Origin of the sequence: Brevibacillus soli, assembly GCF_044759095.2 — a bacterium.
Lineage (GTDB): Bacteria > Bacillota > Bacilli > Brevibacillales > Brevibacillaceae > JBIYSM02.
Genome location: NZ_JBIYSM020000014.1, coordinates 19,419 through 45,225 on the forward strand (window position 1 = coordinate 19,419; position 25,807 = coordinate 45,225).

General features: G+C 48.2%; 25 protein-coding genes and 1 pseudogene. 15 read left to right on the top strand and 11 right to left on the bottom strand.

The features are described 5' to 3' along the window. The 5 genes from yycF (at position 1) to ACE99V_RS07825 (ending at position 5,566) form a co-directional block, all read left to right on the top strand. On the top strand, positions 1–705 hold the full coding sequence (gene yycF, locus ACE99V_RS07805; RefSeq protein WP_400490506.1) for a response regulator YycF: 705 nt from the start codon (positions 1–3) through the stop codon (positions 703–705). Then, the gene (walK, locus tag ACE99V_RS07810; protein WP_400490507.1) at positions 705–2,537 is read left to right on the top strand and encodes a cell wall metabolism sensor histidine kinase WalK; all 1,833 of its coding nucleotides are present in this window, start codon (positions 705–707) and stop codon (positions 2,535–2,537) included. The genes yycF and walK overlap by 1 nt, the downstream gene beginning before the upstream one ends. Beyond that, positions 2,534–3,913 carry a YycH family regulatory protein gene (locus ACE99V_RS07815; RefSeq protein ID WP_400490508.1) on the top strand — a complete coding sequence of 460 codons (1,380 nt, stop codon included), beginning with the start codon at positions 2,534–2,536 and terminating at the stop codon, positions 3,911–3,913. The genes walK and ACE99V_RS07815 overlap by 4 nt, the downstream gene beginning before the upstream one ends. After that, positions 3,900–4,676 carry a two-component system regulatory protein YycI gene (locus tag ACE99V_RS07820; protein ID WP_400490509.1) on the top strand — a complete coding sequence of 259 codons (777 nt, stop codon included), beginning with the start codon at positions 3,900–3,902 and terminating at the stop codon, positions 4,674–4,676. Before ACE99V_RS07815 ends, ACE99V_RS07820 begins: the two co-directional genes overlap by 14 nt. Positions 4,677–4,777: 101 nt before the next feature. Then, positions 4,778–5,566 (top strand): MBL fold metallo-hydrolase, encoded by a 789-nt coding sequence (locus ACE99V_RS07825; RefSeq protein WP_400490510.1) that lies wholly within the window; start codon positions 4,778–4,780, stop codon positions 5,564–5,566. Here ACE99V_RS07825 and ACE99V_RS07830 read toward each other — a convergent pair. Further along, positions 5,530–5,748 (bottom strand): hypothetical protein, encoded by a 219-nt coding sequence (locus ACE99V_RS07830; protein WP_400490511.1) that lies wholly within the window; start codon positions 5,746–5,748, stop codon positions 5,530–5,532. The two genes, ACE99V_RS07825 and ACE99V_RS07830, sit on opposite strands and share 37 nt — an antisense overlap. 215 nt (positions 5,749–5,963) lie before the next feature. On the opposite strand from ACE99V_RS07830, the gene ACE99V_RS07835 reads away from it, so the two are divergent. The 3 genes from ACE99V_RS07835 (at position 5,964) to rlmH (ending at position 8,040) form a co-directional block, all read left to right on the top strand. Next, entirely contained in the window at positions 5,964–7,190 is a 1,227-nt protein-coding gene (locus ACE99V_RS07835) for a S1C family serine protease (protein WP_400490512.1), read from the top strand. 128 nt (positions 7,191–7,318) lie between these two features. Further along, positions 7,319–7,555, top strand: coding sequence for a CxxH/CxxC protein (locus ACE99V_RS07840; RefSeq protein WP_400490513.1), 237 nt, complete (start codon positions 7,319–7,321; stop codon positions 7,553–7,555). 5 nt (positions 7,556–7,560) lie between these two features. Continuing rightward, a complete protein-coding gene (rlmH, locus tag ACE99V_RS07845; protein WP_400490514.1) occupies positions 7,561–8,040 on the top strand; it encodes a 23S rRNA (pseudouridine(1915)-N(3))-methyltransferase RlmH in 480 nt (159 codons plus the stop codon). A gap of 77 nt (positions 8,041–8,117) precedes the next feature. On the opposite strand, the gene ACE99V_RS07850 is transcribed toward rlmH, so the two are convergent. Then, positions 8,118–9,476: a tetratricopeptide repeat protein gene (locus ACE99V_RS07850; RefSeq protein WP_400490515.1), complete on the bottom strand. Its 1,359-nt coding sequence runs from the start codon at positions 9,474–9,476 to the stop codon at positions 8,118–8,120. Positions 9,477–10,091: 615 nt separating this feature from the next. On the opposite strand from ACE99V_RS07850, the gene ACE99V_RS07855 reads away from it, so the two are divergent. Beyond that, positions 10,092–10,349, top strand: coding sequence for a Fic family protein (locus tag ACE99V_RS07855; RefSeq protein ID WP_400490516.1), 258 nt, complete (start codon positions 10,092–10,094; stop codon positions 10,347–10,349). A gap of 98 nt (positions 10,350–10,447) precedes the next feature. Continuing rightward, a complete protein-coding gene (locus ACE99V_RS07860) occupies positions 10,448–10,906 on the top strand; it encodes a Fic family protein (RefSeq protein ID WP_400490565.1) in 459 nt (152 codons plus the stop codon). A 263-nt stretch (positions 10,907–11,169) separates the two neighbouring features. Here the strand turns inward: ACE99V_RS07860 and ACE99V_RS07865 are convergent, their stop codons facing one another. After that, positions 11,170–11,910 carry an SDR family NAD(P)-dependent oxidoreductase gene (locus tag ACE99V_RS07865; RefSeq protein ID WP_400490517.1) on the bottom strand — a complete coding sequence of 247 codons (741 nt, stop codon included), beginning with the start codon at positions 11,908–11,910 and terminating at the stop codon, positions 11,170–11,172. Between the two features lie 125 nt (positions 11,911–12,035). Here ACE99V_RS07865 and ACE99V_RS07870 point away from each other — a divergent pair, with 125 nt between their 5' ends. Then, a complete protein-coding gene (locus ACE99V_RS07870) occupies positions 12,036–12,926 on the top strand; it encodes a LysR family transcriptional regulator (RefSeq protein ID WP_400490518.1) in 891 nt (296 codons plus the stop codon). 85 nt (positions 12,927–13,011) lie between these two features. Here ACE99V_RS07870 and ACE99V_RS07875 read toward each other — a convergent pair whose 3' ends face one another. Continuing rightward, entirely contained in the window at positions 13,012–13,446 is a 435-nt protein-coding gene (locus ACE99V_RS07875; protein ID WP_400490519.1) for a DUF488 domain-containing protein, read from the bottom strand. A 51-nt stretch (positions 13,447–13,497) separates the two neighbouring features. Further along, the gene (locus tag ACE99V_RS07880) at positions 13,498–13,857 is read right to left on the bottom strand and encodes a TetR family transcriptional regulator C-terminal domain-containing protein (RefSeq protein WP_400490520.1); all 360 of its coding nucleotides are present in this window, start codon (positions 13,855–13,857) and stop codon (positions 13,498–13,500) included. Between the two features lie 231 nt (positions 13,858–14,088). On the opposite strand from ACE99V_RS07880, the gene ACE99V_RS07885 reads away from it, so the two are divergent. Together ACE99V_RS07885 and ACE99V_RS07890 are read left to right on the top strand one after the other, a co-directional pair. Beyond that, positions 14,089–15,495, top strand: a complete 1,407-nt coding sequence (locus ACE99V_RS07885; RefSeq protein WP_400490521.1) for a tetratricopeptide repeat-containing diguanylate cyclase — start codon at positions 14,089–14,091, stop codon at positions 15,493–15,495. A 102-nt stretch (positions 15,496–15,597) separates the two neighbouring features. Further along, positions 15,598–16,268: pseudogene (locus tag ACE99V_RS07890) on the top strand (glycosyltransferase). 59 nt (positions 16,269–16,327) lie between these two features. Here the strand turns inward: ACE99V_RS07890 and ACE99V_RS07895 are convergent. Beyond that, the gene (locus ACE99V_RS07895) at positions 16,328–16,807 is read right to left on the bottom strand and encodes a CarD family transcriptional regulator (protein ID WP_400490522.1); all 480 of its coding nucleotides are present in this window, start codon (positions 16,805–16,807) and stop codon (positions 16,328–16,330) included. A 223-nt stretch (positions 16,808–17,030) separates the two neighbouring features. Between ACE99V_RS07895 and ACE99V_RS07900 the strand changes: the two genes are divergently transcribed. After that, entirely contained in the window at positions 17,031–18,383 is a 1,353-nt protein-coding gene (locus ACE99V_RS07900) for an MATE family efflux transporter (protein ID WP_400490523.1), read from the top strand. 249 nt (positions 18,384–18,632) lie between these two features. Here ACE99V_RS07900 and ACE99V_RS07905 read toward each other — a convergent pair whose 3' ends face one another. Beyond that, complete coding sequence (locus tag ACE99V_RS07905) at positions 18,633–18,812, bottom strand: small acid-soluble spore protein H (RefSeq protein WP_400490524.1); 180 nt, start codon at positions 18,810–18,812, stop codon at positions 18,633–18,635. Between the two features lie 141 nt (positions 18,813–18,953). On the opposite strand from ACE99V_RS07905, the gene fumC reads away from it, so the two are divergent. Continuing rightward, positions 18,954–20,342 (top strand): class II fumarate hydratase, encoded by a 1,389-nt coding sequence (gene fumC, locus ACE99V_RS07910; RefSeq protein ID WP_400490525.1) that lies wholly within the window; start codon positions 18,954–18,956, stop codon positions 20,340–20,342. A gap of 8 nt (positions 20,343–20,350) precedes the next feature. Here fumC and lplT read toward each other — a convergent pair whose 3' ends face one another. The 4 genes from lplT to ACE99V_RS07930 form a co-directional block, all read right to left on the bottom strand. After that, positions 20,351–21,562, bottom strand: a complete 1,212-nt coding sequence (lplT, locus tag ACE99V_RS07915; protein WP_400490526.1) for a lysophospholipid transporter LplT — start codon at positions 21,560–21,562, stop codon at positions 20,351–20,353. After that, the gene (locus ACE99V_RS07920; RefSeq protein ID WP_400490527.1) at positions 21,559–23,673 is read right to left on the bottom strand and encodes an AMP-binding protein; all 2,115 of its coding nucleotides are present in this window, start codon (positions 23,671–23,673) and stop codon (positions 21,559–21,561) included. The genes lplT and ACE99V_RS07920 overlap by 4 nt, the downstream gene beginning before the upstream one ends. Before the next feature lie 121 nt (positions 23,674–23,794). Then, entirely contained in the window at positions 23,795–24,433 is a 639-nt protein-coding gene (locus ACE99V_RS07925; RefSeq protein WP_400490528.1) for a response regulator, read from the bottom strand. 9 nt (positions 24,434–24,442) lie between these two features. Beyond that, positions 24,443–25,804, bottom strand: coding sequence for a sensor histidine kinase (locus tag ACE99V_RS07930; RefSeq protein WP_400490529.1), 1,362 nt, complete (start codon positions 25,802–25,804; stop codon positions 24,443–24,445). Positions 25,805–25,807 lie beyond the last annotated feature (3 nt).

Genomic DNA, 25,807 nt, shown 5'->3' on the forward strand with positions numbered 1-25,807 from the left:
ATGGCAAAACTCCTGGTCGTAGACGACGAGAGACCGATTGCCGATATATTAAAATTTACGTTTGAAAAGGAAGGGTATCAGGTCGTGTGCGCTTACGACGGTGAAGAGGCTTTGCTGCTTGTGCAAAGCGAGAAACCTGATCTGATTTTATTGGACGTTATGCTGCCCGGACGGGACGGAATGGACGTGTGCCGGGTCGTACGGCAAAGCTGCGACGTTCCGATTATTATGTTGACCGCAAAGGATTCCGAGCTGGATAAGGTACTGGGATTGGAACTGGGAGCGGATGATTACGTGACCAAGCCGTTTAGTGCAAGAGAGCTGATCGCCCGCGTCAAGGCGCACCTGCGCCGGCAAAAACCGAAATTGGAAGAGCAGGATTCCAATCAGCTGAGGGTTCACGAGCTGGAAATCGATCTGAATTCCTACACTGTGTCCAAGGCTGGAGAGTATTTGGATTTGACTCATCGCGAATTTGAACTGCTCGTCTATCTGGCCCGTCATCAGGGACAGGTGTTGACGAGGGAGCATCTGCTGCAGGCCGTATGGGGCTTTGACTACTTCGGTGACGTGCGTACTGTAGATGTTACCATTCGCCGCCTGCGTGAAAAAATCGAGGATGATCCCAGTCAGCCGAAATATATCATCACACGGCGCGGCTTGGGATACACCTTGCGAAACCCTGCCCTCGGAGGAAATCCGTAATGCTGCGGACCCGGCTGTTTAAAACAGTTCAGTGGAAGCTGGTTGTTATTTACATGCTGCTCATTCTCCTGGCCATGCAGTTTATCGGCGCGTATTTTGCCAGAGAGGTAGAGCGTTACTATTCCACCAACTTTTCAGAGTCGCTGAATACACAGGCTTCCCTATTGGCCACACTGCTGGAGCGGTATCTGCAGCCTCGCAATGACAAGGAGCAAAGCTCCGACGATGTGCGGACCAGCATCGACAACCTGATTACCAATCTGGTGAAACCGAACGGCGCTACCGTGCAGGTAATCGACCAAAACGGCAATGTGATCAGCACCACGGAGAACGACAGAAGCATCATCGGCCAGCGCACCTCGCAAAAAGAGGTGACCATCGCGCTCTTGGGGACGCGCAGCGAATCGCTGCGGATCGACCCGCGAACGGGCGAACGAGTCAAGGTGCTGGTCGTCCCGGTGAAGGGAGACAACATCGTTTTCGGTGCCGTGTACATGGTTGCCTCGATGGAAAACATGTTCACGACGATTCGCAAGATTACCGGCATTTTGGCGACAGGCACGATGATAGCCCTGTTGATAACAGCCGGACTCGGTGTCGTTTTGGCGCGGACGATTACGACGCCGGTTAAAGAGATGACCCGGCAGGCAAGAGCGGTGGCGGACGGGGATTTTAACCGTATTGTAAGTGTGTACAGCGGAGATGAGATCGGCCAGCTAGGCATGGCATTTAACCATATGACCCGGAGACTGCAGGAAGCCATTTTGCAGCAGGAGGAAGAACGGGAAAAGCTGGCCGGAATCCTGAGCAACATGTCGGATGGCGTGATTGCTGCGAAACGGGACGGCCAAATCATCTTGCTGAACCGGTCGGCAGAAGAGATGCTCCAGGTGAAAATGATGGACGTGATCTCCGAGGGCAAAACCCTCTATGACCTGCTGCGGCTGCCGCCCGAAGACGAAATGCCACTGTTTGCTCAGACGGAACCGTTGATCATCGAGATGATGCTGGCCAACCGGGAAGAGGTAATGCTGCGTGTTACGTTCACACCGCTGCAACAGGACAGCGGAAAAAAAGGGGGCATCATCGCCGTGCTCCAGGACGTAACGGAGCAGGAGCGCCTGGAGCAGCAGCGTCGTGAATTCGTCGCGAATGTCTCACATGAACTGCGTACGCCGTTGACGACAATCAAGAGCTATGTGGAGGCCTTGCTTGATGGGGCCGTGAACGACCCGGACATCTCCAACCGATTTTTGCGGGTCACCATGTCGGAGACTGAGCGGATGATTCGGTTGGTGAACGACCTGCTGAAGCTCTCTCGTTTTGATTCCCAGGGCATCCGCCTGAACTGCAAGGACGTTAACATCAATCAACTGCTCCGTTATGCTGCCGATCGCTTCTCCATGTTCAGCGAGCAGCAGGGCGTGCAGTTAAGCCTGGCTGTCACCGAACAGCTGCCCTCCGTCCACATTGATCCGGACGCCATTAATCAGGTGTTGGACAATTTGCTATCCAATGCAATCAAATATACACCCCAGGGGGGATCCGTCACCATGCAGGCGGCAGCCAATCTGCATCAACAGCGGGTGTACATCACGATCAGCGACACGGGAATCGGTATCCCCAGCCGTGATTTGAAGCGAATATTTGAGCGCTTTTACCGGGTCGACAAGGCGCGTTCACGCGGACAGGGCGGAACCGGTTTGGGTCTGGCCATTGCCCGTGAGCTGGTTCAGGCGCATGGCGCTGACATTGAGATTGCCAGTGAGTGGAACGCGGGGACGACGGTTACCTTCTGGGTGCCTCTCGCCAAAGGAGGGAAATCCGGATGAGGCGGTGGAAGGAACGGGTCAAAACCGTACTGTTGTATCTGCTTGTTCTGACGAGTTTTTTCCTGACCGCCATGCTCTGGAACAACCAGCCCCCGTTCCAGCCGATTGAACCGGCCAAATATGTAAAGTCGAAGCCGGTGCAGACCAAGCAGCTGGAAGAGCTCGTCACTCCCGAATCTGTGATCTTCCATTACGGCGAAGAGCGGCATACGCGAGCGTTTTCGACCGATGCCCACTACCGATTGATCAAGGAAGAGATGGCGAAGTGGATTTTTTTTGAGTTCTATTACTACCCTTTGTCAGAAGAGAAGTGGGAGGAGCTGACGCGGGACAATCTTGGATTGGAAATCCAGTTTCGCTCGACCGTTCCCATGTCGATCCTGAACCAGCTGTTTACCTTCCGCGATGAAAAGTATGAACAGCTAAAAGGGATAGATCGCTTGTGGCTCTACTACGAGGAAAAAGAAGACCTCGTGTACGCGCTGTTTATCTCAACTGAGGATGAGCTAGTGATGAGGGCGCGGACCGCTATCAGTCCCAAGGACCTTCGGGAGTCTTACCTGCGAGCGGCAAATCTGTTGCCCGAGCAGATTCTGAAAGTGGTAAAAAATCGGCAAACGCATCCCACCGTCGGTCAGGATAACCCGTTTTGGCACGTGTATTACCTGCCAAAAGACCGGCTGAAAATGCAGCAATTTCTTTACAATTACCTGCCGATTACGGATGAGGAGTTGATTGAGGCCTATTTCCTCGATCGTACGTTGGTAAGGCAGATCGTTGAACGCGACAATACAACGATTTTTACCGACGGCAGCCGCTCCATTCAAAAGCGCCCGGATCATCAGGTCATCACATATACCGATCCTGCCTTTCACCAGGGAAACATGGACATCTCTGAAGAGGAGAAGCTAAAGGGAGCAGTCTCCTTTATTAACAAACATTTGGGCTGGACGGATGACTATCACTTCGAGACAATCAGGAAGAGCTATAATGACAAGGACTTGATTACCTTCCGTCAATACATCGGGGCGTATCCGCTGGTCAGTACGGACGGCTATCAAATTGATACGATTACCATGATATCAGAAGCGGGACAGGTTGTGACGATGACTCGTTCCCTGCTTGATTTGGACAAGTTTATCGACCACAAGGAATGGGTGGTCATGTCCGGCCCTGAATTGTTTCAGACCATCCGCAACAACCAATTGGCGGATACCAGCCGGATCATTGACGCCTATCTTGCCTATCAGACCAAGGTACACCAGGGCTATGTGGAACTGATCCCTGTCTGGGTTGTGGAGCTGTCCGATCGGACGAAGCTGTACGTCAACGCGCGATTACCTCAGGAAGGAGGAAAGCCAAATGGATTGGAGTAGAGCCAAAACCGTTCTCATTTGGGCCTTTCTCCTGCTGGACGCTTTTCTCGGCTACCAGGTATACGCCTCACGAATGGAACACTGGCAAAATACCGAAGCGGTACAGGGGGACAAGTGGGACATTGAGCTGTACCTGAAACAGCAAAATATCAAGCTGCAGGCGGACGTTCCGCAAGAGACGCCGGAAATGAAATATCTGAATGTCGAGTATTTGGGGTTAAACGCCCTTGCCGTGCAGAACGTGCCGGGCATCAAGGTAACAGTGGAGAATACAGCACTTGTGGCCAGATTGGAGCCGCCGATGCCGGTTCGCGAACAGACCAACCCGGTGGAGATCCTGAGGCAGTTGAAACCGCGTTTGCTATACAGCGAACAGTACGTCCCGGACCTGTACTTTTCCAGCCGCAACCATGTGAGATATTTGCAGCTGCATGACAAACTGCCGCTATTTGTTGCGCCGCTGGAGGTCACGATCGAGAACGGGGTTGTGCGCCAATACCGGCAGACGTACTTTCACATCCGCGGCCAGGGATCAGGCCGGCAGGTCATTTCCGCCTATTCGGCGCTACGTTCCCTGGTGGAAAAGCAGATCCTCCATCCGGGAGAAAAAATAGAGAATGTGGCGTTAGGCTACTACGGCTATCACTATGACGCTGACATTCAGGTGTTGGCTCCGGTGTGGCGGGTCATCCACGAAGGAAAGCAGCATTTTGTCAATGCGTTTACCGGTGCGGTGGAGCGACCGATGGTACCGGAGAAATAACAATACAGCCCCTCGGAAAGGGTTCGGGGCCCCGCCCGGCGAAGCGTTAGCTCGTGCCGGGTGGGTTTTCTTAGAGGAGCAGTAGGAAGAAGGGGTAACCATTGAGATTTAGTGTGCTGGCGAGCGGGAGTACCGGAAACGCCATTTATGTAGGCACAGACCGGGCTTCCGTATTAATTGACGTGGGTATCACGGGCAAACAGGCAGAAGCGGCGCTGCAGGAGATCGGTGTAAAACCGGCGGACTTGACCGCGATTCTCGTGACTCACGAACACGTCGATCACATCAAGGGAATCGGCGTCATGGCGCGCCGCTACAACCTGCCCATCTACGCCAACGAAAAAACGTGGGCGGAACTGGAGGGACAAATCGGCACGCTTCGTGAAGAGCAGAAGCGATTGTTTGAAATCGGGGAGAAAAAGGAGCTGGAAGACCTCGGCATCGAGTCGTTCGGCATCTCCCATGATGCTGCCGAACCGATGGGCTTTTGCTTTTATCACGACAAGAAAAAACTGAGCGTCGCGACAGATCTGGGCTATGTAAGCAGCCGCATCGTAGAGACGATTCGCGGGGCAGACGCGTACATTTTTGAAGCCAACCACGACGTGGAAATGCTGCGCATGTCGCAATATCCGTGGAGCGTGAAGCGGCGAATCCTGAGCGATGTCGGCCATCTGTCCAACGAAGCGGCTGGCGAGGCGCTGAGTGACTTTTTGCAGGGACAAGCGGAACGTGTCTTTCTCGCTCATCTCAGCAAGGAGAACAACATGATGGAATTGGCCAGACTGACCGTGAAAAACATCCTCGAAGAAAAGGGATTAAAAGTAGGAGACGACGTCCATCTGCGGGAGACCTATCCGGACCGTCCGACGAAACTGGAGGAGCTGTAGGGGAAGTTTTTATCCAACTCCTGTACTTTGTTGATCAGTTCGTCGCGTGAGAGCAGACCTTTTTCAATCAGCAGCTCGACAACCGCGTGGAGCACCAATGTATTGTGGTAATCGGTTTCCTGCAGGTCTGCCAGTTTGGCAATCAGGTTTACTTCCTGCATCGGGGAGGTACGAGGTTTCATTTCTATCAACCCTTTCTCGTAAAGGAAAGCTTTTACTCTAGCATATCCGTCGACAGAGAGATTTATGCCGGCATCATTTCCTGCATTCCACAACCTTTCCATATTTCTCACGATACTTTGCCGAATCCGAATCGTATACTATAGATGTAATCATCGGGTATAGGTATAAGGGAATCCTGTTAAACCTAGGAAAGAGAGAAAGGAGAGCGTGTACGATGGGGTATTATGACGATTTGGGCCAAGTAGAACGAAAAAAAAATCGGGAACCAGGCTTGGGCCGACTCATTATGACGTCGGTAACGTCAGCGGTTATTGGGGGAATGGTGGTTCTCCTGATGCTGCCGACTCTCTCCAAGTCCGGATATATATCGATGGTACAACCGAGCACAGCCAATGCGATGACCAACCCAAGCAGCAATATTTTTGCTCAACCGATTTCGGTTAACGTCGATACCGCAACCGTTCGTGCAGTCGAGAAAGCGGACAAAGCGGTGGTAGGTGTCATCAACATCCAACGCGTGAACAACTGGTTTAACCAGGAGTCCTCTTCGGTAGAGCGGGGAGAAGGCTCCGGGGTCGTCTTTGAGAAGAAAAACGGCAAGGCGCACATCATTACCAACTTTCACGTGATTGAAAATGCGCAGAAGGTGCAAGTCGTTCTGCCAAGCGGCGAAAAAGTGGAGGCAAAGGTTCTGGGCTATGATGCGCTGACGGACATGGCGGTACTGGAAATTGACGGTTCCAAGGTAACGGCTGTAGCAGAACTGGGAGATTCTGATGCATTGAAAGTAGGGGAGCCGGCGATTGCGATCGGTAACCCGCTCGGCTTGAAGTTCTCCCGTACGGTTACACAGGGGATTATCAGCGCGTTGGATCGTTCCATGCCGGTTGACGTAGATGAGAACGGCCAAACCGATTGGGAACTGGACGTCATCCAAACCGACGCAGCCATCAACCCGGGGAACAGCGGCGGTGCCCTGGTAAATATCCATGGTCAGGTGATCGGGATCAACACCTTGAAAATTGCCCAGGAAGGCGTAGAGGGTCTTGGTTTTGCCATCCCGATCAACGACGTGAAGAAAATTGTCACGGAACTTATGCAGGATGGAAAGCTGAAACGTGCGTACATCGGTGTGCAGCCGTACGATCTGACCAACGTACCGCGCTACCACTGGAAGGAAACGCTGAACTTGCCGGATGAGGTAAAAGCAGGTGTGGTCGTGATGAATGAAGTCACCAAGTTCTCGCCTGCGGGCAAAGCCGGCCTGCGTCAATACGACGTCATCGTCAAGCTGGACGGACAGGAAATCACCAACGGCGCGCAGCTGCGCAAGTACCTGACGCTGAACAAGAAGCCGGGCGATTCCGTTGAGGTCACCTTCTATCGTGACGGCTTTAAAAAGAGCGTAACCGTGAAATTGGGAGAGCCAGTTGGGGAATAATAAGGACTACCTTAGGTTTCTCCTTTTGAATAGGGGCGCTGCATCTGCAGCGTCTCTTTTATTTTCTTCACGATGTTGGGTAGAATAGAAGGCGGACCCTATATGGACGGAAAAGGAGATTGAGAATCATGGAGAACGCGGAAAAAACGATTCGCATCGAAGGAAAAGAAGTGGAGCTGCACCCGGAGCATCCGGTTCGCTATGCCTGCATGGAGCACGTCGACCAGGAGATTGACGAGTACGTGGACGAATTTGAAGCGGCACCGGACACCTACCGGGCAGCAGATGTAGAGGATCCGGATAAAAAATGCCGCGTCTGCGGTGCAGAGGCTGCCATTGCGCTGCTGCGGACGAAAGGAATGTAGGGAAGGTGCAGATTACGATTGTCACGGTGGGAAAACTGAAGGAAAAGTATTTGCGTGACGGCATCGAGGAGTACAGCAAGCGGCTCTCCGCCTACTGCAAGCTGCAGGTGGTGGAGGTAAGCGACGAGAAGGCGCCCGAAGAGCTGAGTGTCACCGAGATGGAGCAGGTAAAGCGCAAGGAAGGCGAGCGCATCCTCGCCCAGCTGAAACCCGACCAGTACGTCATCGCCCTGGCCATCGAGGGCCAGATGTGGTCCTCGGAAAAACTCTCAGCCGAACTCGACCGCCTCGCCACCTACGGCCGCAGCCAGGTGGCTTTTGTCATCGGCGGATCGTTGGGGTTGTCACCCGAGGTGCTGAAGCGGGCCGATGCGCAGCTGTCTTTTTCCAGGATGACCTTTCCCCATCAGCTGGTGCGGCTGATTTTGCTGGAGCAGGTGTATCGGGCGTTTCGGATTAGCAGGGGGGAACCGTATCATAAGTGATGATGTGGACGGTCAAAGTTATAAAAAACCAATAAAATGTAAAACAAGGACAGCTCTCGAGGCTGCCCTTGTTTTGGTCAACTTGTGGCGCCTTTTAACCATTGAAGTAATTTACCCTCGCGTTGCCAAATATGATAGTTTGCATTTACATACATGATGGCCTCGTTTGTATCGCCATAACCATAATAATCTGGCGCCTGGCTAGGCAATTTCTTTCGACCTAAGAGAAAATCAATGACGTGAGGATTTTGCTGAATTGCCTTATCAAGTAAGTGATCCAATTTTGAAGAAAGGCCAATTTTCATATACTCAAGTAGCACACGACTGTAATTCATGTAGGCACTATCTTCATTATATGTTTCTAATAGTCGCGATGCTTTTTCAAACTTGTTCAACTCAATGTAGATAGACAGCAAAGAGTAGCGGACTCCTTGGTTATCGTTAGGATTAAGATCGAGCATTTCTACAAATTCTTTTTCAGCTTGTTCAATTTGTCCTGCCATCAAAAGGCAGTTGGCATAGCCTTCCTTTGATCGCATATACGGTCGAGTATGGATTAATCCCCAAAAATGACCTCGATCTTCATGAAAACATCTCAAGCCAAGATCGCGTTCTCCGGCTTCTTTTCCTTGTTTGTAAAGCCGTAATAATTCCTCCAGATCATCACTTGATTCAGCGAGGATGTTATAGGCGTCCGGACTATCTGGATACAATTGAAGAGCTTGTTTAGCCAGTTGAATTCGTTTTGGAACAGAAGGCTCTTCCCAAGCATCATACAGGATCATCTGTGCCATCTCTTTGGGATCGAGGGAGGAGTTTTTTGTCATACGAGTGTGGTTAGATAGATGCGAGTTTATAAACTCATTGAGTTGTTCCATTGATTCGAACTCTTTTCCCTTAACTAGGCTTGTCATCTCGTACAGAGCTCTTTCTGCAGAGAGACGAGCTGTATCGGTATGTGTCTGCTGACCGCTGTTTTCTTGAAAAATGGTATGAAACAACCATTCCTCACCGAGGATTTCCTGTGCACGTTTGGAGATCGTTCCTACTGAGACACCGTATTTTCTCGATAATTCAGATTGCGTCACAGGAAGATCCATCATTTTGGCAACACAGTATTCAATAGCAGCTTCCATGACACCAGTTTTCCTTACTATTGGTTGAGCAGCGTTTGCGTACAGATTCCAAATTCGAATGGCAGAGACAATAATAGTAGGTTCATATTGGGGGTACATGGATTTGACAATGTTTCTAGCTAACAACTCATATAAATAATGATCCCAATCAAATTCCTGTTCGATATATGAAAAAAGAAGGGCTTTAGCATCTTGTGGCGCCGATGGTGAAAAACCTCTGAGTTCGTCTTGGGATAAACAGCATTTTTTGTACTTTTTTCCACTCCCGCACGGGCAGGGAGCGTTTCTACCGATTTTCAAGATGGTCACTTCCCTCGTGCTACATATTAGTCGCTTATAGTATATCATAGATCTATGGTGTTCCTTTGAGTGGAGAAAGAGCATGAAAAAAGATAAAGAAAGTGAATAGAGATACAAATGTGGTTGGACAGGAAATGAGGATGGCTATTCATGTCTAGAAAAAAGGTAAAGACTTCCACACCAAGACATAAACGATTAAACAGGCTTAGAAAAGAGGAGCACCTCTCAATATATCCTGACATCGATGAAGCGATTCTTTTTATCGACAACTGCACGCGATCAAACATCCACTTAGGAAAGAATTAGATGGAAGGGGGGGGAGCATTACAACGGAAAGGTCATTTATTTCTCATCATATATCCAGAGAAGGATGCAGGATACCTAGCGCTTTGGAATGAATTATAACAAGTAAAAGCTAGGTATATGTCTAGAGTCAACTCCTGAGATTGCTGTTAATGAGTCGTGCTCATTCAGTTATAAAATAAATCACAATAAGGGGTAACATGAGAAAGGAGGTCTACTATTGTATCAACCAAGATTCCAGTATACCCACACCATTGTAAAATCTTTGATGGCGATTGAAAAATACAAGATTCAAGAATAGAAGGGAACCCATTGGATTTGGAAGAGGTTTCTCAAGCTATTATCAAACACCGAGATAGGCAAGGTCTGAAAGCAGAACAAGAGGTAAGAAATTATTGGAACGCTCTTTCCTTTTTAAGCGCATCCAAAAGACTAAAGATCCAAATCAGCGAAAACTTTATCAAGAGGCTGCATTCAATCATTGAAGTAAGGGGTTCCGGGAGAAGGAATGAAGAAAGTGAATATAGAGGACCTATGAGACCTGGAGTATTGCTGCCTATCAACTGTTGACCATACATCCATTTTATGATGGAAATGGAAGAACGGCTCGGGCTCTTGCAACCTATATTCTTAGCATCGATGGCTATGATCTGAAAGGGTTTAACTCGATGGAAGAGTATTATGTGTCAGACCTGCAGGGATATTATACGAAATTACAAATGGGTCTGCCGGACCTTTATTATAATGGCAGGAATAATCCTTCTGACTTGGCACCTTGGCTTGAGTACTTTGTCTTGACGATGGAGAGGGCTTTCCGTAAAGTAGCACGAATTGCTGAGAGTAAGTACAAACAGCAAATTGATCCGAGGGTAAAGAGGTTAGAGCCCCGAGAGCTTATCGTGATTAAACTTTTGCTCGGAAAAAGTGGAGATATCACTCCTAAAGAAATTGCAGAGGAATTTAAAGTTGTACCGAGAACAGTTACAGAATGGGCTAAAGAATGGATGGAAAAAGGTATTATCGAGCCAGCTAGTGGAACCGAACGGATACGAGCGTACAAGCTAGGTAGACAGTTCAGTGATCTCACTTTGAGCGATCTTGGTTACGCTGATACAGATCAGCAATAAAAAGCTTACAATAGCGAACAGATGACGAGCAAATAGAGAATGAATAGGGAATGAATAGCGAATAAATAAGGAGCCAATAACGAAGACATAGCGAATGAATAAAGTATTATAAATGGAAAAGTGGTTAGAGAATCCTTCGACCACTTTTTTTTATGAAAAATTGACCGTCAGAACCGTTACGGTGAACCGTATCACAAGTAACCGCAAGTTTTGATTTCTACGGGGTACGTGTTAATGAACTTTAGTGTCTATAAGTGCCCTACCTACAAGGATTGTCCGCTGTCTACCGTGATAATCTGACCAGTCATCGCTTCCTGTTCCAAGGTTGCACAGATCATTGATGCGATATCTTCGGTTGTCGAAATACGCTGTAATAGAAGCTTGGGGGCAAGCCGGTTCATTTGTTCTTCCCTTCCGGCCCACCACCTTGTCGCGACAGCTCCCGGCACGACGCAGTTGACCCGAATATCGGGAGCCAAGGCTCGCGCTAACGATTTCGTTAGGCCATGAACGGCTGCTTTGGACACGGCGTAGGGAAGGGAGGAGCCTAATCCAGTTTGTCCGGCTATGCTGCCAAGATTGACGATCGCACCTTTTTGATTCTTCTTCATGAAGGGGGCGACAGCTCGCGCACAGTAAAACATGCCTTTCACATTCACATCGAACAACTCGTCCCATATTTCCCCGGTTGCTGCCTCCAGATTGTCCATCGGAATATGCCTGGTGATGCTGGCATTATTGACGAGCAGATCCACTGTCCCGAATTGCTGAACGATGGTTTCGATCATGATCCGGACTTCCTTGTCTTGTGATACATCGGCTAGCACGGCTACAGCCCGCCCACCCTCATTATTGATCCATCGAACGGTTTCTTCCGCATCGGATTGAGAACGTGAATAATTCACGATAACGGTTGCCCCCCGCTTGGCTAGCATGAGACTTGTCGCTCTGCCAATCCCCGTACCGCCGCCCGTAACAAGGACCACTTTGTTTTTTATTTCCACGATAATTTCACTCCCCATGCCGTGATTTGATGGATATCATTGTAAATGATTTATTTGCAATTGTATAATTGAACCAATTGAAGCTTCCGTTCAAATATTTTGAACCCGAGAGAAGGGGGCGCACCATGGATCTCAAGACATTAAAAACGTTCCAAATGATCGTGAAATACGGCAGCTTTGTCCGTGCAGCCAAAGAAATGAACTATGCTCAATCCACAGTCACGATGCAAATCCAAAAGCTTGAATCCGAATTGGGCGTTCAGCTGCTCGAGCGTGGAAAAGAAATTCGGTTGACGGAAGCCGGCAGATTATTTCACGACCAAAGCTTGCAAATTGTAAAGAATATGGAGCAATTACAAACGAACTTGTCGAATGTAAAGTTGGGTGAAACGGGGCATATTCGCATAGGGGTTACGGAGCCAACGGCGAGCTATCGTTTACCCGATATTCTGAAGAGGTTTATGTCCAGGTATCCGAATATCCGTATTTCTGTGGAAATCGCGAACACTCCGATGCTGAGCGAACGAATCCTCAGAGGAGATCTTGATTTTTCGCTTTGCTCGGCACCGGATTTGGGGACCGATCTTTATTTTGAACCATTATTCAAGGAAGAGTTCGTGGTGTTAATGCCTGAGCACCATCCACTGGCACAGAAAGAGGTTATTGCACCGGAAGATTTTCGGGGATATCGTCTGCTCATCACATCAGCAACCTGTCCATATCGCAGGAAGCTGAAGGTGGTTATGCAGGAAACGGGGAACATGACGCTTGACACGATGGAGATAGGGAGTATGACGGCCTTAAAATTTTTCGTCGAGAGCGGGTTAGGCATCGCACTTGTCCCGAAGATTATGGCGGAACCCGTTTCTACGGGAACAACAATACGGAAGATCCACGGAAGCCTTATAGACATGACTTTCGGGATCCTGTGCAAAGCATCGGCATATCCGTTGCAATTGGCCAGTCAAAAGCTTTATCAATATCTCAAACTGCATCTCAGAGAACAATCTGCTTGAATGTTGAGTGTATTCAATTGCAATGAAGGAGCGGAGGCAACTGAGCGATCACGATGAAGGAGATCGCTAATCGCTCCCCCGCCTACTATAAATGAATGACTTCAATTCGATTATCAAATTCTCTTAAATAATCTGTAACCAATTTTCGATGACACTGATGCGGTTTTTCCTCGCTACATAAAAAACATGGAATACCGTCACCGATCATTTCGTTGATTCTGGTTTCGATTTTGCGTTCTTGCAACAAATCTTTAAAAATGGTTTCAAATTCTTTCCATGAAATGTCTTTCTGCTTGATTGCCTGTAGTAAGCTCTCCGTTGGGGCTAAGGAAAGGTCGTGAATGTATTGAATCTGGAGCATTTCCATTACGAATTCCAGGTCATCCTTCTTCGCGAACCCAGCCAGTTGTGATGTATTATGTAAGCGTGTATCGATCAAACGGGTTACCTTGTTTTGTTGGAGGAGCGATACAAATGACCTAAGGGATTTCTTTGAGAAGCCAATGGTTGTCACCTTCATAGAGTTCACTTCACTCCTTTATCTTCATTCTTATAACATGACATACCTCATTTACGATCCATTTCGTTCCTGGTTAATGAAGAAATATAGGAATACAGGTGTTTCACCGTGTTCGGGGTCGCAATCATCCTCTTTTCGTTCGATACCATGTATCACAATGGTTTTCACAGTTGAGTAAAGTTGAGCCATCGAAGCACGCGCTTCCAAACAAAGTGCAGGATGTGCATCGTCGGATTCAATCGCAACATTCATGGTGGGGCATCCGCCTTTGATCGGGCTGCCATTTGCCAGGTTTCGAAAGACCTCCAAAACTGCACATAGAGCTTCAACAGAGTCACGGGCGTTTAGCAAAGCTTTCTCAAATTCATTCCTAAGCTTCATGACAGCAAAGCGATAGGCTTCGATTGCCATTTTTTCTTTATTGGACTAAATGGTCTGATAATAATGCCGAACCCGATTATAACTATATTAACATGATTGATTATTTTAAGACTATTTATTCTATTTCGCAACAAAGGATCTGAGAACTGTATTACAAACACCAGTAAAATGCTTTATCTAAAGCAGTTTTAAAGCTAAAATATTTTGTGTGACAATAGATATATTTTCCTGCATTGGTTAAATGGAATAGGGAGCGGGATTATGAAAAAAGAAGATTTACAGTTATTACAGCAAAACGTAACTTTACTTAGAGCTGAAGGGAAATACAAGGAAACCATCGAGGCTTGCTATCATCTTCTTAGGTGTGGTATGGAATTACATGATCATAAATCTATTTTAATTGCACATCTGAATAATGCAGCCTCATACTACTGTATTGGCGATATAGAAGAGGCCTTTGCCAGTATTGGTGCTTACGATGAGGTTTGCAGCAAATATGGAGATGAAACAGATCAATTACATTTGTACAATGTTTTATTTTTACTCTATGAGTACAACAAAGATTTTGATAAGGCAAAAGAGACACTTGAAAAAAGCATTGAATTAGGGAAAAAATTAAAAAAGTTCAATATTATCAGCAATGGATATAGCAATTACAGTCATGTATACATTGTTGAGGAGAATTACGCGGATGCCTTGGAAATGGCGAAAATGGGGCTTGCAATGGCGAAATTGCATCAACCTGCAAGTCCTATTTTAGAACTCAGAGTGAAATTAAACATGGCTGAAGCGTACATTGGGCTTGGAGATTTTGGTGCTTCACGATCGTTAATCGATGAAATGATGAATGATCCTGTTTTCGATTCATTTATAAGAGAAAAATCTCAGTTCTATATGTTACAAGGCAGCTGGTACTCCAAGCAAAATTTATACAGGGAAGCATTTGAATCCTTAACGTATGCAAAGGAGTTAGTAGAAAGCTATCATGATGTGTATTTATTAAAGTTCATTCAAGAAGAAAGATGCAAATTGTGTGAGCGAATGGATGATATCCATTTAGGATATACGGTTCAAAAAGAATATATATCACTGCTTAATGAAATTAGTAATCGAGAAATAGCATTAGCAGCTCTGAAGCTTGACGTAAAACATAGTTTAACTGCTATTGAAAAGAAAGCAAATACGGATTATTTAACAGGTTTATATAATCGGAATTATTTGGAGACGACTGCGAATGTTTGGTTAAAACAAGCATCTGAAAGAAATGAAAGCATCGTATGTATCGTATTTGATATCGATAATTTCAAATTGATTAATGATGAATACGGGCATCTTTTTGGCGATGAAGTAATCAAACAGGTAGGCGAAGCTTGCTCAAAAATAATGGGAGAAAATGAATTGATCGGTCGTTATGGCGGAGATGAATTTGTTGTGATTGTAAAGGGCGCATCGCTTGAAAGAGGGAAGAAGAAAGCCGAATTAATAAAAGAGACCGTAGAAAACCTGCAGATGAAAAAGGATGGAAAATCCGTTTCCATCAAAACCAGTATGGGCGTTGCCGATAACTCAGATGGTACGGTGATGTATTTTAACGATTTATTTCATGCTGCAGATGTAGGACTGTATAAGGCAAAACAGAATGGAAGAAATCAAATTTGTGTACAATAGCCTTGGAATCAAGGCTTTTTTGTTTTACGAATGAAATCAGGTTAACAGTCGAAAATAAAATGGGACCTTTCAAGGTAATCCCTAAAAAAGGAGAAGATCTTCATGACAACAAAGTTCCTGAAGTTGACGCTATGGATCATGTCCTTTGCTTTGATCTTTTCACCCATAAAAGCAGAGGCAATAGGAAACAGCGGAAAAAAACAGTGTATGAGCCAATCGGCTGTACAGCTAAAAGGTGACTTGCGAAAACTCTGGACTGACCATGTGATATGGACAAGAAATTACATCGTAAGCGCCGTGGCAGGGCTGGAAGATCAAGATAAGGTGCTGGCAAGGCTGTTGAAAAATCAGGAAGATATCGGGAATGAAATAAAGCCGTATTATGGCGAGGCAGCAGGTAACAAGCTGGCAGAACTGCTAAAAGAGCACATCGTCATCGCAGGAAAAATCGTGAACGCAGCCAAAAGCGGAAACCAGGCTGCACTTAACAAAACAAATACAATACCGAATGGTATCGAAACGCTGATGATATTGCCCAGTTTCTCAGCAACGCCAATCCAAACTGGCCCCAGAACGAATTAAAGGAATTGTTATACATGCACTTAAAACTGGTTTCAGACGATGTGGCAGCCAGGTTGAAAAAGGATTGGGATGCAGATATTCTTGCGTTTGATAAAGGGGTAGACCATATTATCAAACTGGCTGACACACTGACAGAGGGGATTATCAAGCAATTTCCCAATCAGTTTCCTCTCAAGCTGAAAACGTTGTAAAGCTTTCATTCAAAAAAACTGCTCTTAACACACGTTAAGAGCAGTTTTTTTTGTATCACCTAACTATTGATGGCCTCATTCAATAGATCGGATGCTTGCTTGGTCGCAATTCCCTTTACCAGTACAAGTTCACTAATGAGAATTTGCTGAGCTTGGTCCAGCATGAATTTGTCCCCGGCTCCAAGCCCCTTTTTTTTGCTGATGCTTAGTAAATCACGGATGACTTCAGCACCTTCATAAATATCGCCACTCTTCATCTTATCCATATTGATTCGATATCTTTGGGTGGCATTAACGGGAAGTTCGGGTTCTTCATCATGAAAAACAGCGAATACATCTTCCAATATATCTAAATCAACAACCTGGCGTATCCCTAGAGCGGACATTTTTTCGACAGGGACCATGATATGCAATTCTCTCAGCAGCATATTTAACACAAAATAAAGATGTTTTTCTCCAAAAAACTCCTTCTCTTCAATCGCTTCAATGACACCTGCACCATGAATCGGATAAAAAATCTTGTCGCCAATTTGAAACATACGTCCCCCCCTTTCTGGAGTAACATAGTAAGTATACCATACTTATGCAATAACAACAAAAAATAATTATTCTACCATATACAAATAATTTTAGCAATAATGAGTTTTAATAATGAGTTTTAATAATGCCTCATGATTGGGGTACCAAGCATTATGGTTGGACGGGCCGCCATCTTTCTAGTATCCTGTAGGATAGGAAAGAGAAAGAACGGGGTAGAGAGAGATGAATGAGACCCAGACGCTGCAAGAAAAGATATGGCAGTTTCTATCCGTATTGCTGCCGATTCTGATTACACAATTGGCGCTGTTTTCCATGACGTTTTTTGATACCGTCATGTCCGGCCACGCCAGCCCTACCGACCTTGCGGGAGTGGCGATCGGGACCAGCCTGTGGGTGCCGATTCAGGCTGGATTGACTGGAATCCTCATGGCGGTTACCCCGATGGTGGCGCAAATGGTAGGCGCTATGCGCAGGGATCAAGTGCCGTTTACGGTACTACAGGCGATGTATTTGGCCGCGGCAATCGCTGTTGCGGTCATTTTCTGCGGGGCCTTGGTTCTCGATCCGATTTTGAACAACATGAACCTGGAAACCGAGGTTCGCGACATTGCACGCAGCTTCTTACTCGCTCTTTCCTTAGGGATCGTACCGATGTTTGTCTATACCGTGATCCGCTGCTTCATAGATGCTCTTGGCTGGACGCGCGTCACGATGTTCATTACGCTGATTTCGTTGCCGATTAATGTGTTCCTCAACTACGTCCTCATCTTCGGGAATTTCGGCATGCCCCGGCTGGGAGGTGTGGGCGCAGGGTATGCATCCGCCATCACGTATTGGTGTATTACGCTGATCAGCTTGTATGTCGTGCATCGGGTCGAACCGTTTGCTGAATATGGAATATTTTCGCGTTTTTTTAGCGTTTCCTTGGCTGCCTGGAAAGAGCTGCTCACACTTGGAGTGCCGATCGGCTTCTCGATTTTTTTTGAAGTGAGCATTTTCGCTGCCGTCACGCTGCTGATGAGCGAGTTTAACACCGTTACGATTGCTGCCCACCAGGCTGCGATGAACTTCGCCTCGTTCATTTACATGGTCCCGTTAAGCATTTCCATGGCTCTGACGATTGTGGTCGGCTTTGAAGTCGGGGCGAAACGGTATCAAGATGCCAGACAGTACAGTTATCTGGGAATTGGTATGGCGCTTATCCTGGCGACGTGTTTCGGAATCGGACTATTCTTCTTCAGCGAACAGGTAGCAGGCTTTTACACGACCGATGCGGCTGTTCTTCAGCTGACTCAGCATTTTCTGCTGTATTCGATTCTGTTTCTGTTGTCAGACGCGGTTGCCGCACCGATTCAGGGAATCCTGCGAGGCTACAAGGATGTGAAAGTGACGTTCATCGTGGCGCTCGTTTCGTATTGGGTGATTGGTCTGCCGCTCGGATACCTTTTTGCCAAATACACCACGCTTGCGGCGTTTGGATACTGGATTGGATTAATTTCCGGACTGGCGGCGGGAGCTGTGTTTTTATTCGGGCGATTGTTGGTATTGCAGCGTCAAAAGATGAAAGCAAATTAGCGCGAAATATAGCTGCTTGGAAAGTGTTCGGGGCCCCGCCCGGCGAAGAGAGGGACCCCACTCGGCTCAGCGATCGCTAACGCCGAGTGGGGTGAGGATAGCTCATGCCGGGTGGGTTTTCTTATCGTGTAGGAAAGTTTAAGGGCTTCACCGTGTGAAAGCGCCCTGAAATAAACTTTCCGGAACGCATAAAAAGTTTCCACTAACGAAGAACCAGCTTCTTCGAGAGGGCTTCAATCGAAGCTTTTTTTATTCTTCCTTTAGGCTGTACAACGGGACTTCCTGCTCATTCTCCGGCTGGTCAAGGGGATAGATTCTGGCGGTTTCCTTCTTCTCATCGACATGCTGAATATAGATGGGCACCCCATCATAGGTTACATTGGCCATAACAGGTGAGGCAGCGATCTCTTGTGCCCGTCGTGCGTTCATGGCAATCCCTCCTTGTGAATGGTGACACGAATAATTTTCACTCAAACCCACCTGCCTATTCTGCATACCCGCTGATGAAACAGGGGATAAGCTGGACATCCTATGGATTGGAAATGGTAAAAGCACGAAGGAGGAACCATGATGGCATACAGAATCGAAAAGGATACCCTGGGAGAAATGAGAGTTCCCGCGGACAAATTGTGGGCGGCGCAAACCCAGCGCAGCCTGCAGAATTTCCCCATTGGCTCGGAGAAAATGCCGCAGGAGATCATTCGGATGTTTGCCGTCCTGAAAAAAAGTGCAGCATGGGTCAATCAGAGGCTTGGGAAACTGGAAAAGGAAAAGGCAGACGCCATCGTCGCCGCGGCAGATGAAATTTTACAGGGGAAGTGGGATGAGCATTTTCCGCTCGTGGTCTGGCAAACCGGCAGCGGAACCCAGTCCAATATGAACGTGAATGAAGTGATTGCCAACCGGGCCAATCAGCTGTTGGAGCAACAGGGGAGCACGCTTCGGATCCACCCCAATGATGATGTCAACAAATCGCAAAGCTCGAATGATACGTTCCCTACCGTCATGCATGTCGCCGGTTTGATCGCGATTGAAGACCGGGTGCTGCCCTCTCTGGCCACATTAAAGGAGACTCTGCGTCTAAAAAGTGAGGAATACAAGGACATTATCAAGATCGGGCGGACGCATTTGCAGGATGCAACCCCTTTGACGCTGGGGCAGGAAATCAGCGGCTGGTGCCGGATGCTTGAAAAAAGCGAGAGGATGATAAAGGAGAGCGCGGAATTCCTGAGGGAGCTTGCCATCGGGGGAACTGCTGTAGGGACCGGTATCAATGCCCATCCGAAGTTCGGTGAGATGGTGGCAAAGGAAATCAGCAGGTTGACTGGAAAGGCCTTCGTGTCTGCGGTCAATAAATTTCACGCATTGACCAGCCATGATGAGATGGTGCATGTTCACGGGGCGTTAAAAGCGTTGGCTGCGGATCTGATGAAAATCGCCAATGATGTAAGGTGGCTGGCAAGCGGGCCGCGCTCCGGAATCGGTGAAATCACGATACCGGCCAATGAGCCGGGCAGCTCGATTATGCCCGGAAAGGTCAACCCGACCCAAAGCGAAGCGCTGACCATGGTCGTTTGCCAGGTGATGGGCAATGATGCAACGATCGGATTTGCCGCCAGCCAGGGAAACTTTGAGTTGAATGTCTTTAAGCCGGTGATCATCTACAATTTCCTTCAATCAGCTCGGCTTCTTGCTGACGCGATGCTTTCCTTCCATGACAAATGCGCGATTGGGATTGAGCCCAACCTGGGAGTGATCAAACAAAATCTGGAGCGTTCCCTGATGCTGGTAACCGCATTAAATCCCTACATCGGCTATGAAAATGCGGCAGCGGTGGCGAAATTGGCCCATAAAGAAGGCTTAACACTGAAGGAAGCCGCGCTCAAAAGCAAGCTGTTGACCGAAGAGCAATTTGATCAGATTGTTCGGCCGGAACAGATGATTCATCCGAAGGAATAGCTTATCCGTCACTGCTTCACGATGGCTTGAACCCTTTTAAACTGCTCGCTCTGGTTCCGCAGATAGATCAGGAACAGCAAGAGCAGCAACCCCTGAACGACAATCGCACCGGATACGGATACGCCGAGATACACGATCACATAGTAAATCCCTGAACCGACGACCATCAGAACGTTTTCGATGAAATTCTGAATCGCAATCGTTTGTCCCGAGCCTACCATCTTTTTTCCTTCCTCCTGCAAGACCGTGTTCATCGGAACGATAAATACGCCGCCCATGAATCCGACCAGCAACAGGAAGAGGATGGCGACGACAGTGACATGGAACCAGGGGAACATCAGGATGAGCATACACATGAACACTCCATAGACAACCGAACGGTAGAACCGGTGTAACGGAACCAGTTTCGGGGCCAGAAACGCGCCGATGATAATCCCAATGGAGGTGGTCGCCAGGATCAACGAGACGGAGAAGCTATTGGGATCAATCCCAAGCGAAGCGGGGATCCATGCAAGAACGGCTACCCGCAGCACCGCCGAGCTCATCCAGAACGAACCGGTCCCAATCAAGGAGAAATTCGTTTCGGGCTTGCGCATAAGTTGATTCAGATTGGCAAAGAAACGCCGTGCCTCCGTCCCATAGCGGATGTTCCGGTTGCCATTGATGCGCGGGATAAAAAAGGTCATCAGGACAGACGAGCTGTAAAGGGCCAAGCAAATCAGAGACGAGACCGATGGGGGAGTCATCGCTGCGATTGCCCCCCCGCCGCCGATTCCGGTCAGAATGGCGATGATCGTGTACGCCTCGATTCTTGCATTGGCGTGGAACAGTTCGTTTTCATTTTTCGTCAATTCCGGCAGGATGCCGTACTTGGCCGGGGAGTATACGACAGCGCCTACCCCAACGGTGAAGTAGCAAAGCATTAAGAGCAGGATACTGGAATGGTCCATGAGGAAAAGCAGCAGTACGCCAAGCACCTTGATCAGGTTGCCAATCACCAGCACAACCGATTTGGGAAGCTTGTCGGCGAATGGCCCGACGATCGGGGCGAGCACGATATACGGCAGGAAGAAGGAAATGGATACAAGTGCGAGCAATGCGGGAGAGAAACCATTCTCCCGCAGCAGATTGGCGATGACAAACAAAATCATGTTATCGGCAAAAGCCGATAAGAATTGCGTGAAGTAAAGGGCTTGCAGAGGTTGGAATCGGATGGTCATGCTTTGTCCCCGCCTTTTTCGGCAATTTCTTTCAGACGTACATAATCGGTTTTTCCGCTGCCAAGCAAGGGCAGCTGGTCAATCACTTGAAGAGAGGCCGGAAGCAGAAGAGGAGAGTATTGCTTCTGTGCCAGATAAGTCCGCAGCAGATCCATGCGGACTGATGCGTCCGTCGTGTACAGAAGGATTCGTTCCCCTTTGCGCTGGTCGTTTACGGCGACGGAAGCAAAATCAGAGTGACCGAAACACTGGGAAGCCAACTCTTCCACCAGGTTGAGAGAGACCATCTCTCCACCGATTTTGGCGAAGCGCTTCAAGCGGGATGTAATGGTCAGGCAGCCGTCCGAATCCATCTCGACCAGATCTCCCGTTCGATACCATTCATCCGCAGGAAGGAATCCTGCGCCATGTATCAGGTAACCCTTCATGACATTGGGTCCTTTTACGAGCAGGTGGCCGCCTGATGTGATGCCTTCGACCGGCTCCAATTGATATTCGATTCCGGGCAACAAACGCCCTACCGTACCCTGTTTGTTTACCAGAGGTGTATTGAGGGACAGGATCGGGGACGTCTCTGTTGCCCCATAACCTTCAAAAATCCGTACGCCGAATTTCTCCATGTACATCTGCCTTACATCGGCCTTCAGCTTTTCTGCTCCCGCAAACACATAGCGGAGAGAGTAGAAGTTGTAAGGGTGAGCCAATTTCCCGTAGCCGGCAAGGAACGTCGATGTGCCAAACAGAATCGTCACGTTCTGATCGTAGCAAATCTCCGAGATGATCTTGTAATGCAGCGGACTGGGATAGAGATAGACAGGAATGCCGGCTACCACCGGTAAAAGGGTTCCTGCCGTCAGTCCAAAACTATGGAACATCGGGAGCGCATTTAGGATCTTGTCTTTGGATGTGAAATCGATGACGCTTTTCACTTGTTGGATGTTGGCGTACAAATTGGTGTGCGTCAACACAACGCCTTTTGGCTTGCTTTCACTTCCCGAAGTAAAGAGAATCAGTTCGTTGGTGGCTGCTTGTGAGGGTTGCTGCATCAGATAGCGGGACAGAGCCGAGATTTTATCCCAAGCAGTGGCGGATGCTTTCACATCCTCCAAATAGATGAGGTTGACCCGGCCCTGCATGCCAGATATCAGATGGTCCAGCTTCCCTTTTTCAATAAATAACCGGGATGTCAGGATGGTCTGGATTCCTGCTGTTTCGCAACAGTCCAGAAGCGAGCGAACACCGAGTGAAAAGTTTAGGATCGCAGGTGTTATCCCGATTCGGAACAGGGAAAGCAGGGTGACCAGGTGGCCTACGGAATTGGGGAGAAGCACCCCGACGGCATGATGATCCTTCAGCATTGTTTTCCATTTATTCCCGAGCAGGTAGCTTCCCATCAGCAATGTACGATAGGTGATGGCGGTGGATAGATCCTTGGCGATCACTTGCTTGCTTCCGTGAATGCGAGCCGCCTCGAGCACCTCATTAAACAGGTTTACCTGCTCCTTCATCCGGGCTTGAAACAATTCGGTTTGCATGGTGCGCAGGATAAAGTCGCTCGCGGCCGCTTTTTGCTCTCTCATGGATTCGTTTTCTTTCTTTTGCAAAGTAAACGGGGTGCCAATGGAGATCGTGACCTTCGGGAACCAGGCGATTCGCACTTTTCCTTTCAGGTAGGAGAAAATGGATCGCTCCAGCCCTTGAATGGCGACAGGATAAACGGCAGCGCCGGTTCGCAGGGCCAGGTATCCAACGCCGCTGTAGATTTTCATGAGTCCGCCGGTCGTGGTGATGCGGCCCTCCGGGAAAATCACCAGCGATTCGCCGCTATTTATGACGCGAATCATGTGACGAATGGAATACGGGTTCATCGGGTCGACGGTGATGTGTTTGCGGAAGCGGAGGAAAAACGAGAACTTCCTGGCGATTTCCGTATTTGCGACAAAGGTTGTTTGTTGGGGGAGGCAGAAGGACAAGAGAACGGCATCCAGCAAGGAAACGTGATTCGGCATGAGGATAGAGGGTTTCAAAAAGTCAATTTTGTCCAGACCCTGGATGCGAGGACGAAACCACAGCAGGAGTACCATTTTGAAGAAGGCATGAATGAGAAACATAGAAGACCACACCTTTGCGAAGGACTTGTAGCTTTCATTCTACGGTCCGGCGGGAAATAAAAAAGTACCAACTTTCATTGGTACCTGGTCATATGCCGGGAGCAATGTTGTGGCCGGTGGGTTAAAACAGCTTTTTTTGTTTGGCTTTGGCTGCCGCTTCCTTGCTGGTCTTGACGCCCAGCTTTTTTAAAATGCGGTTGATGTGGTTCTTGATCGTCCGCCTGGTGATATGAAGGGTTTTTTCAATCTGGGATTGGGTTTGGCCCTGATGAATCAACTGCAGCAGTTCTTTTTCCGCGGGAGACAACAGCTTCTGGAATTCTTCGTTTTTTAAACGCAGAAATTCATTTCGCAAAGCGGCAGCGGCTGTAGGATGGATTGCCGATTGACGATTGTAGGCTGCGCGGATGGCGTCCGGTATTTCCTTGAAGTTTGATTTGCTGATGTAGTTGACGGCGCCCGCCGAAAAGGACTCAATGATCACGTCTTCCGCTGTATGGGACGTAAGCATGATGATTTTGCAGTCTTCCTTTTGCTCGGTGATGGAGAGTGCGGTATCGATCCCATCCAGATTGTTTTCGGTAAGATTAATGTCCATCAGGACCACATCGGCATCGGATTCTTGAAACCATTTAAGAGCCTCTTCCTGGGTTCCGGCTTCGCCTACGATGGTCACGTCGGCTTCTTTGTTGATGTAGTCCACCAGGCCTTTTCGCCAGACGAGGTCGTCTTCCACGATGAAAACACGGATTTTCTGCATGGGTTCCTCCTAGGCAATCACACGCTTTTGCGGGAAATAAAGAAATACGGTTGTCCCTTCATCTTTGACACTATAGATCTCCAACGTGCCCTGATGTTTTTGCAGGACGTTGTAGCAGTAGGACAACCCCAAACCGAAATTCTGGCCGGATTTCTTGGTGGAAAAGAACGGGTCCAGAACATGGGGCAGATTCTCCTTGGCTATGCCTGTTCCGGTATCGGAAACCGCAATCACCAGGTGCTTTTTGGATAAAAACAGCTGCAGCTTGAGGGTCCCCCCGTTTTTCATGGCCTCAAAGGAGTTCATACAGAGATTGGTGAGGACCTCCCGCAGCTGTACGGGATCACATCGCAACATCAGCGTATCGTCCAACTCAGTGATCACTTCTGTCTGATACTTGTCAGCATAAGGCTTCATATCAAGCAGCACCTGATGAATCACCGCGCTCGGACGAATGGTCTCTTCCTGCAGAACCATATCCTGCAATTGTCCCTGAATCCGATTCATCATGTCCAGGATATGTTGGGCGGACTGGATCACAATCTTGGCGTCGTCCCGTAGTTTTGGCTGGTCTGTTTCCACAGCGTAGGATTGAATGCGATCGGCGTAAAGGGTGATTTTGCCCACTTCGTTTTTGATTGTGTGGTTTACGATTTGCGCGCCAGAGGTGATGGCGCGCAGCGTACTGTTCAAGCGATGCTTTTGCACACGCCATTTAACCCCAAGAAAACCGTATTTCACGCTGATAAACAATATGAGAAGAAACTGAATGCCAACCACCAGACTGTTATAGCGCCATGCGTCGTAGTAGTTTTGTGTCCGCATGACATAGAGCAGGGTAAATACAAACAGCATCGGTACGATGACAAGAAGGTTGGTAAACAACCGGCTCTTTTTTACGAGCGGATCTTTTTCAATCCGGTAGAGATGTACCAGAATCAGGCTGGCTGACAGGAAATAGGGGATGACCCACACCAGCATCAGCCAATAGTTGAACTGCAGAACCGGATAGATCGGCGTAATGACCAGCATGATCAGCGGCGGGACAAGGGCGGCGTATTGTATGATGATTTTGGTTTTTCGCGTGATCCATTCACCGGAGTATACGGCAAACAGGAGAAACGTGTACGGCAGACCCACCTGACAAACAAAGGAAGAGAACTTGCTGACGAACTTCAGCCCGGAAACAAGGGCGGGATGGAGTGTGTCCTGAAAAAGGGGGAGTAGCGTCTCATCAATCACGGCTGCGAAAAAACCGCCTCCTCCGACAAACGCGGTGGCGCTGGCCCAGCGGATGGATGTATTTTTGGGATCCGTGAAAAGCACAAGGAGCCCGAGGGCCCATATGGTAAACAATACGAGAACCATCATGTG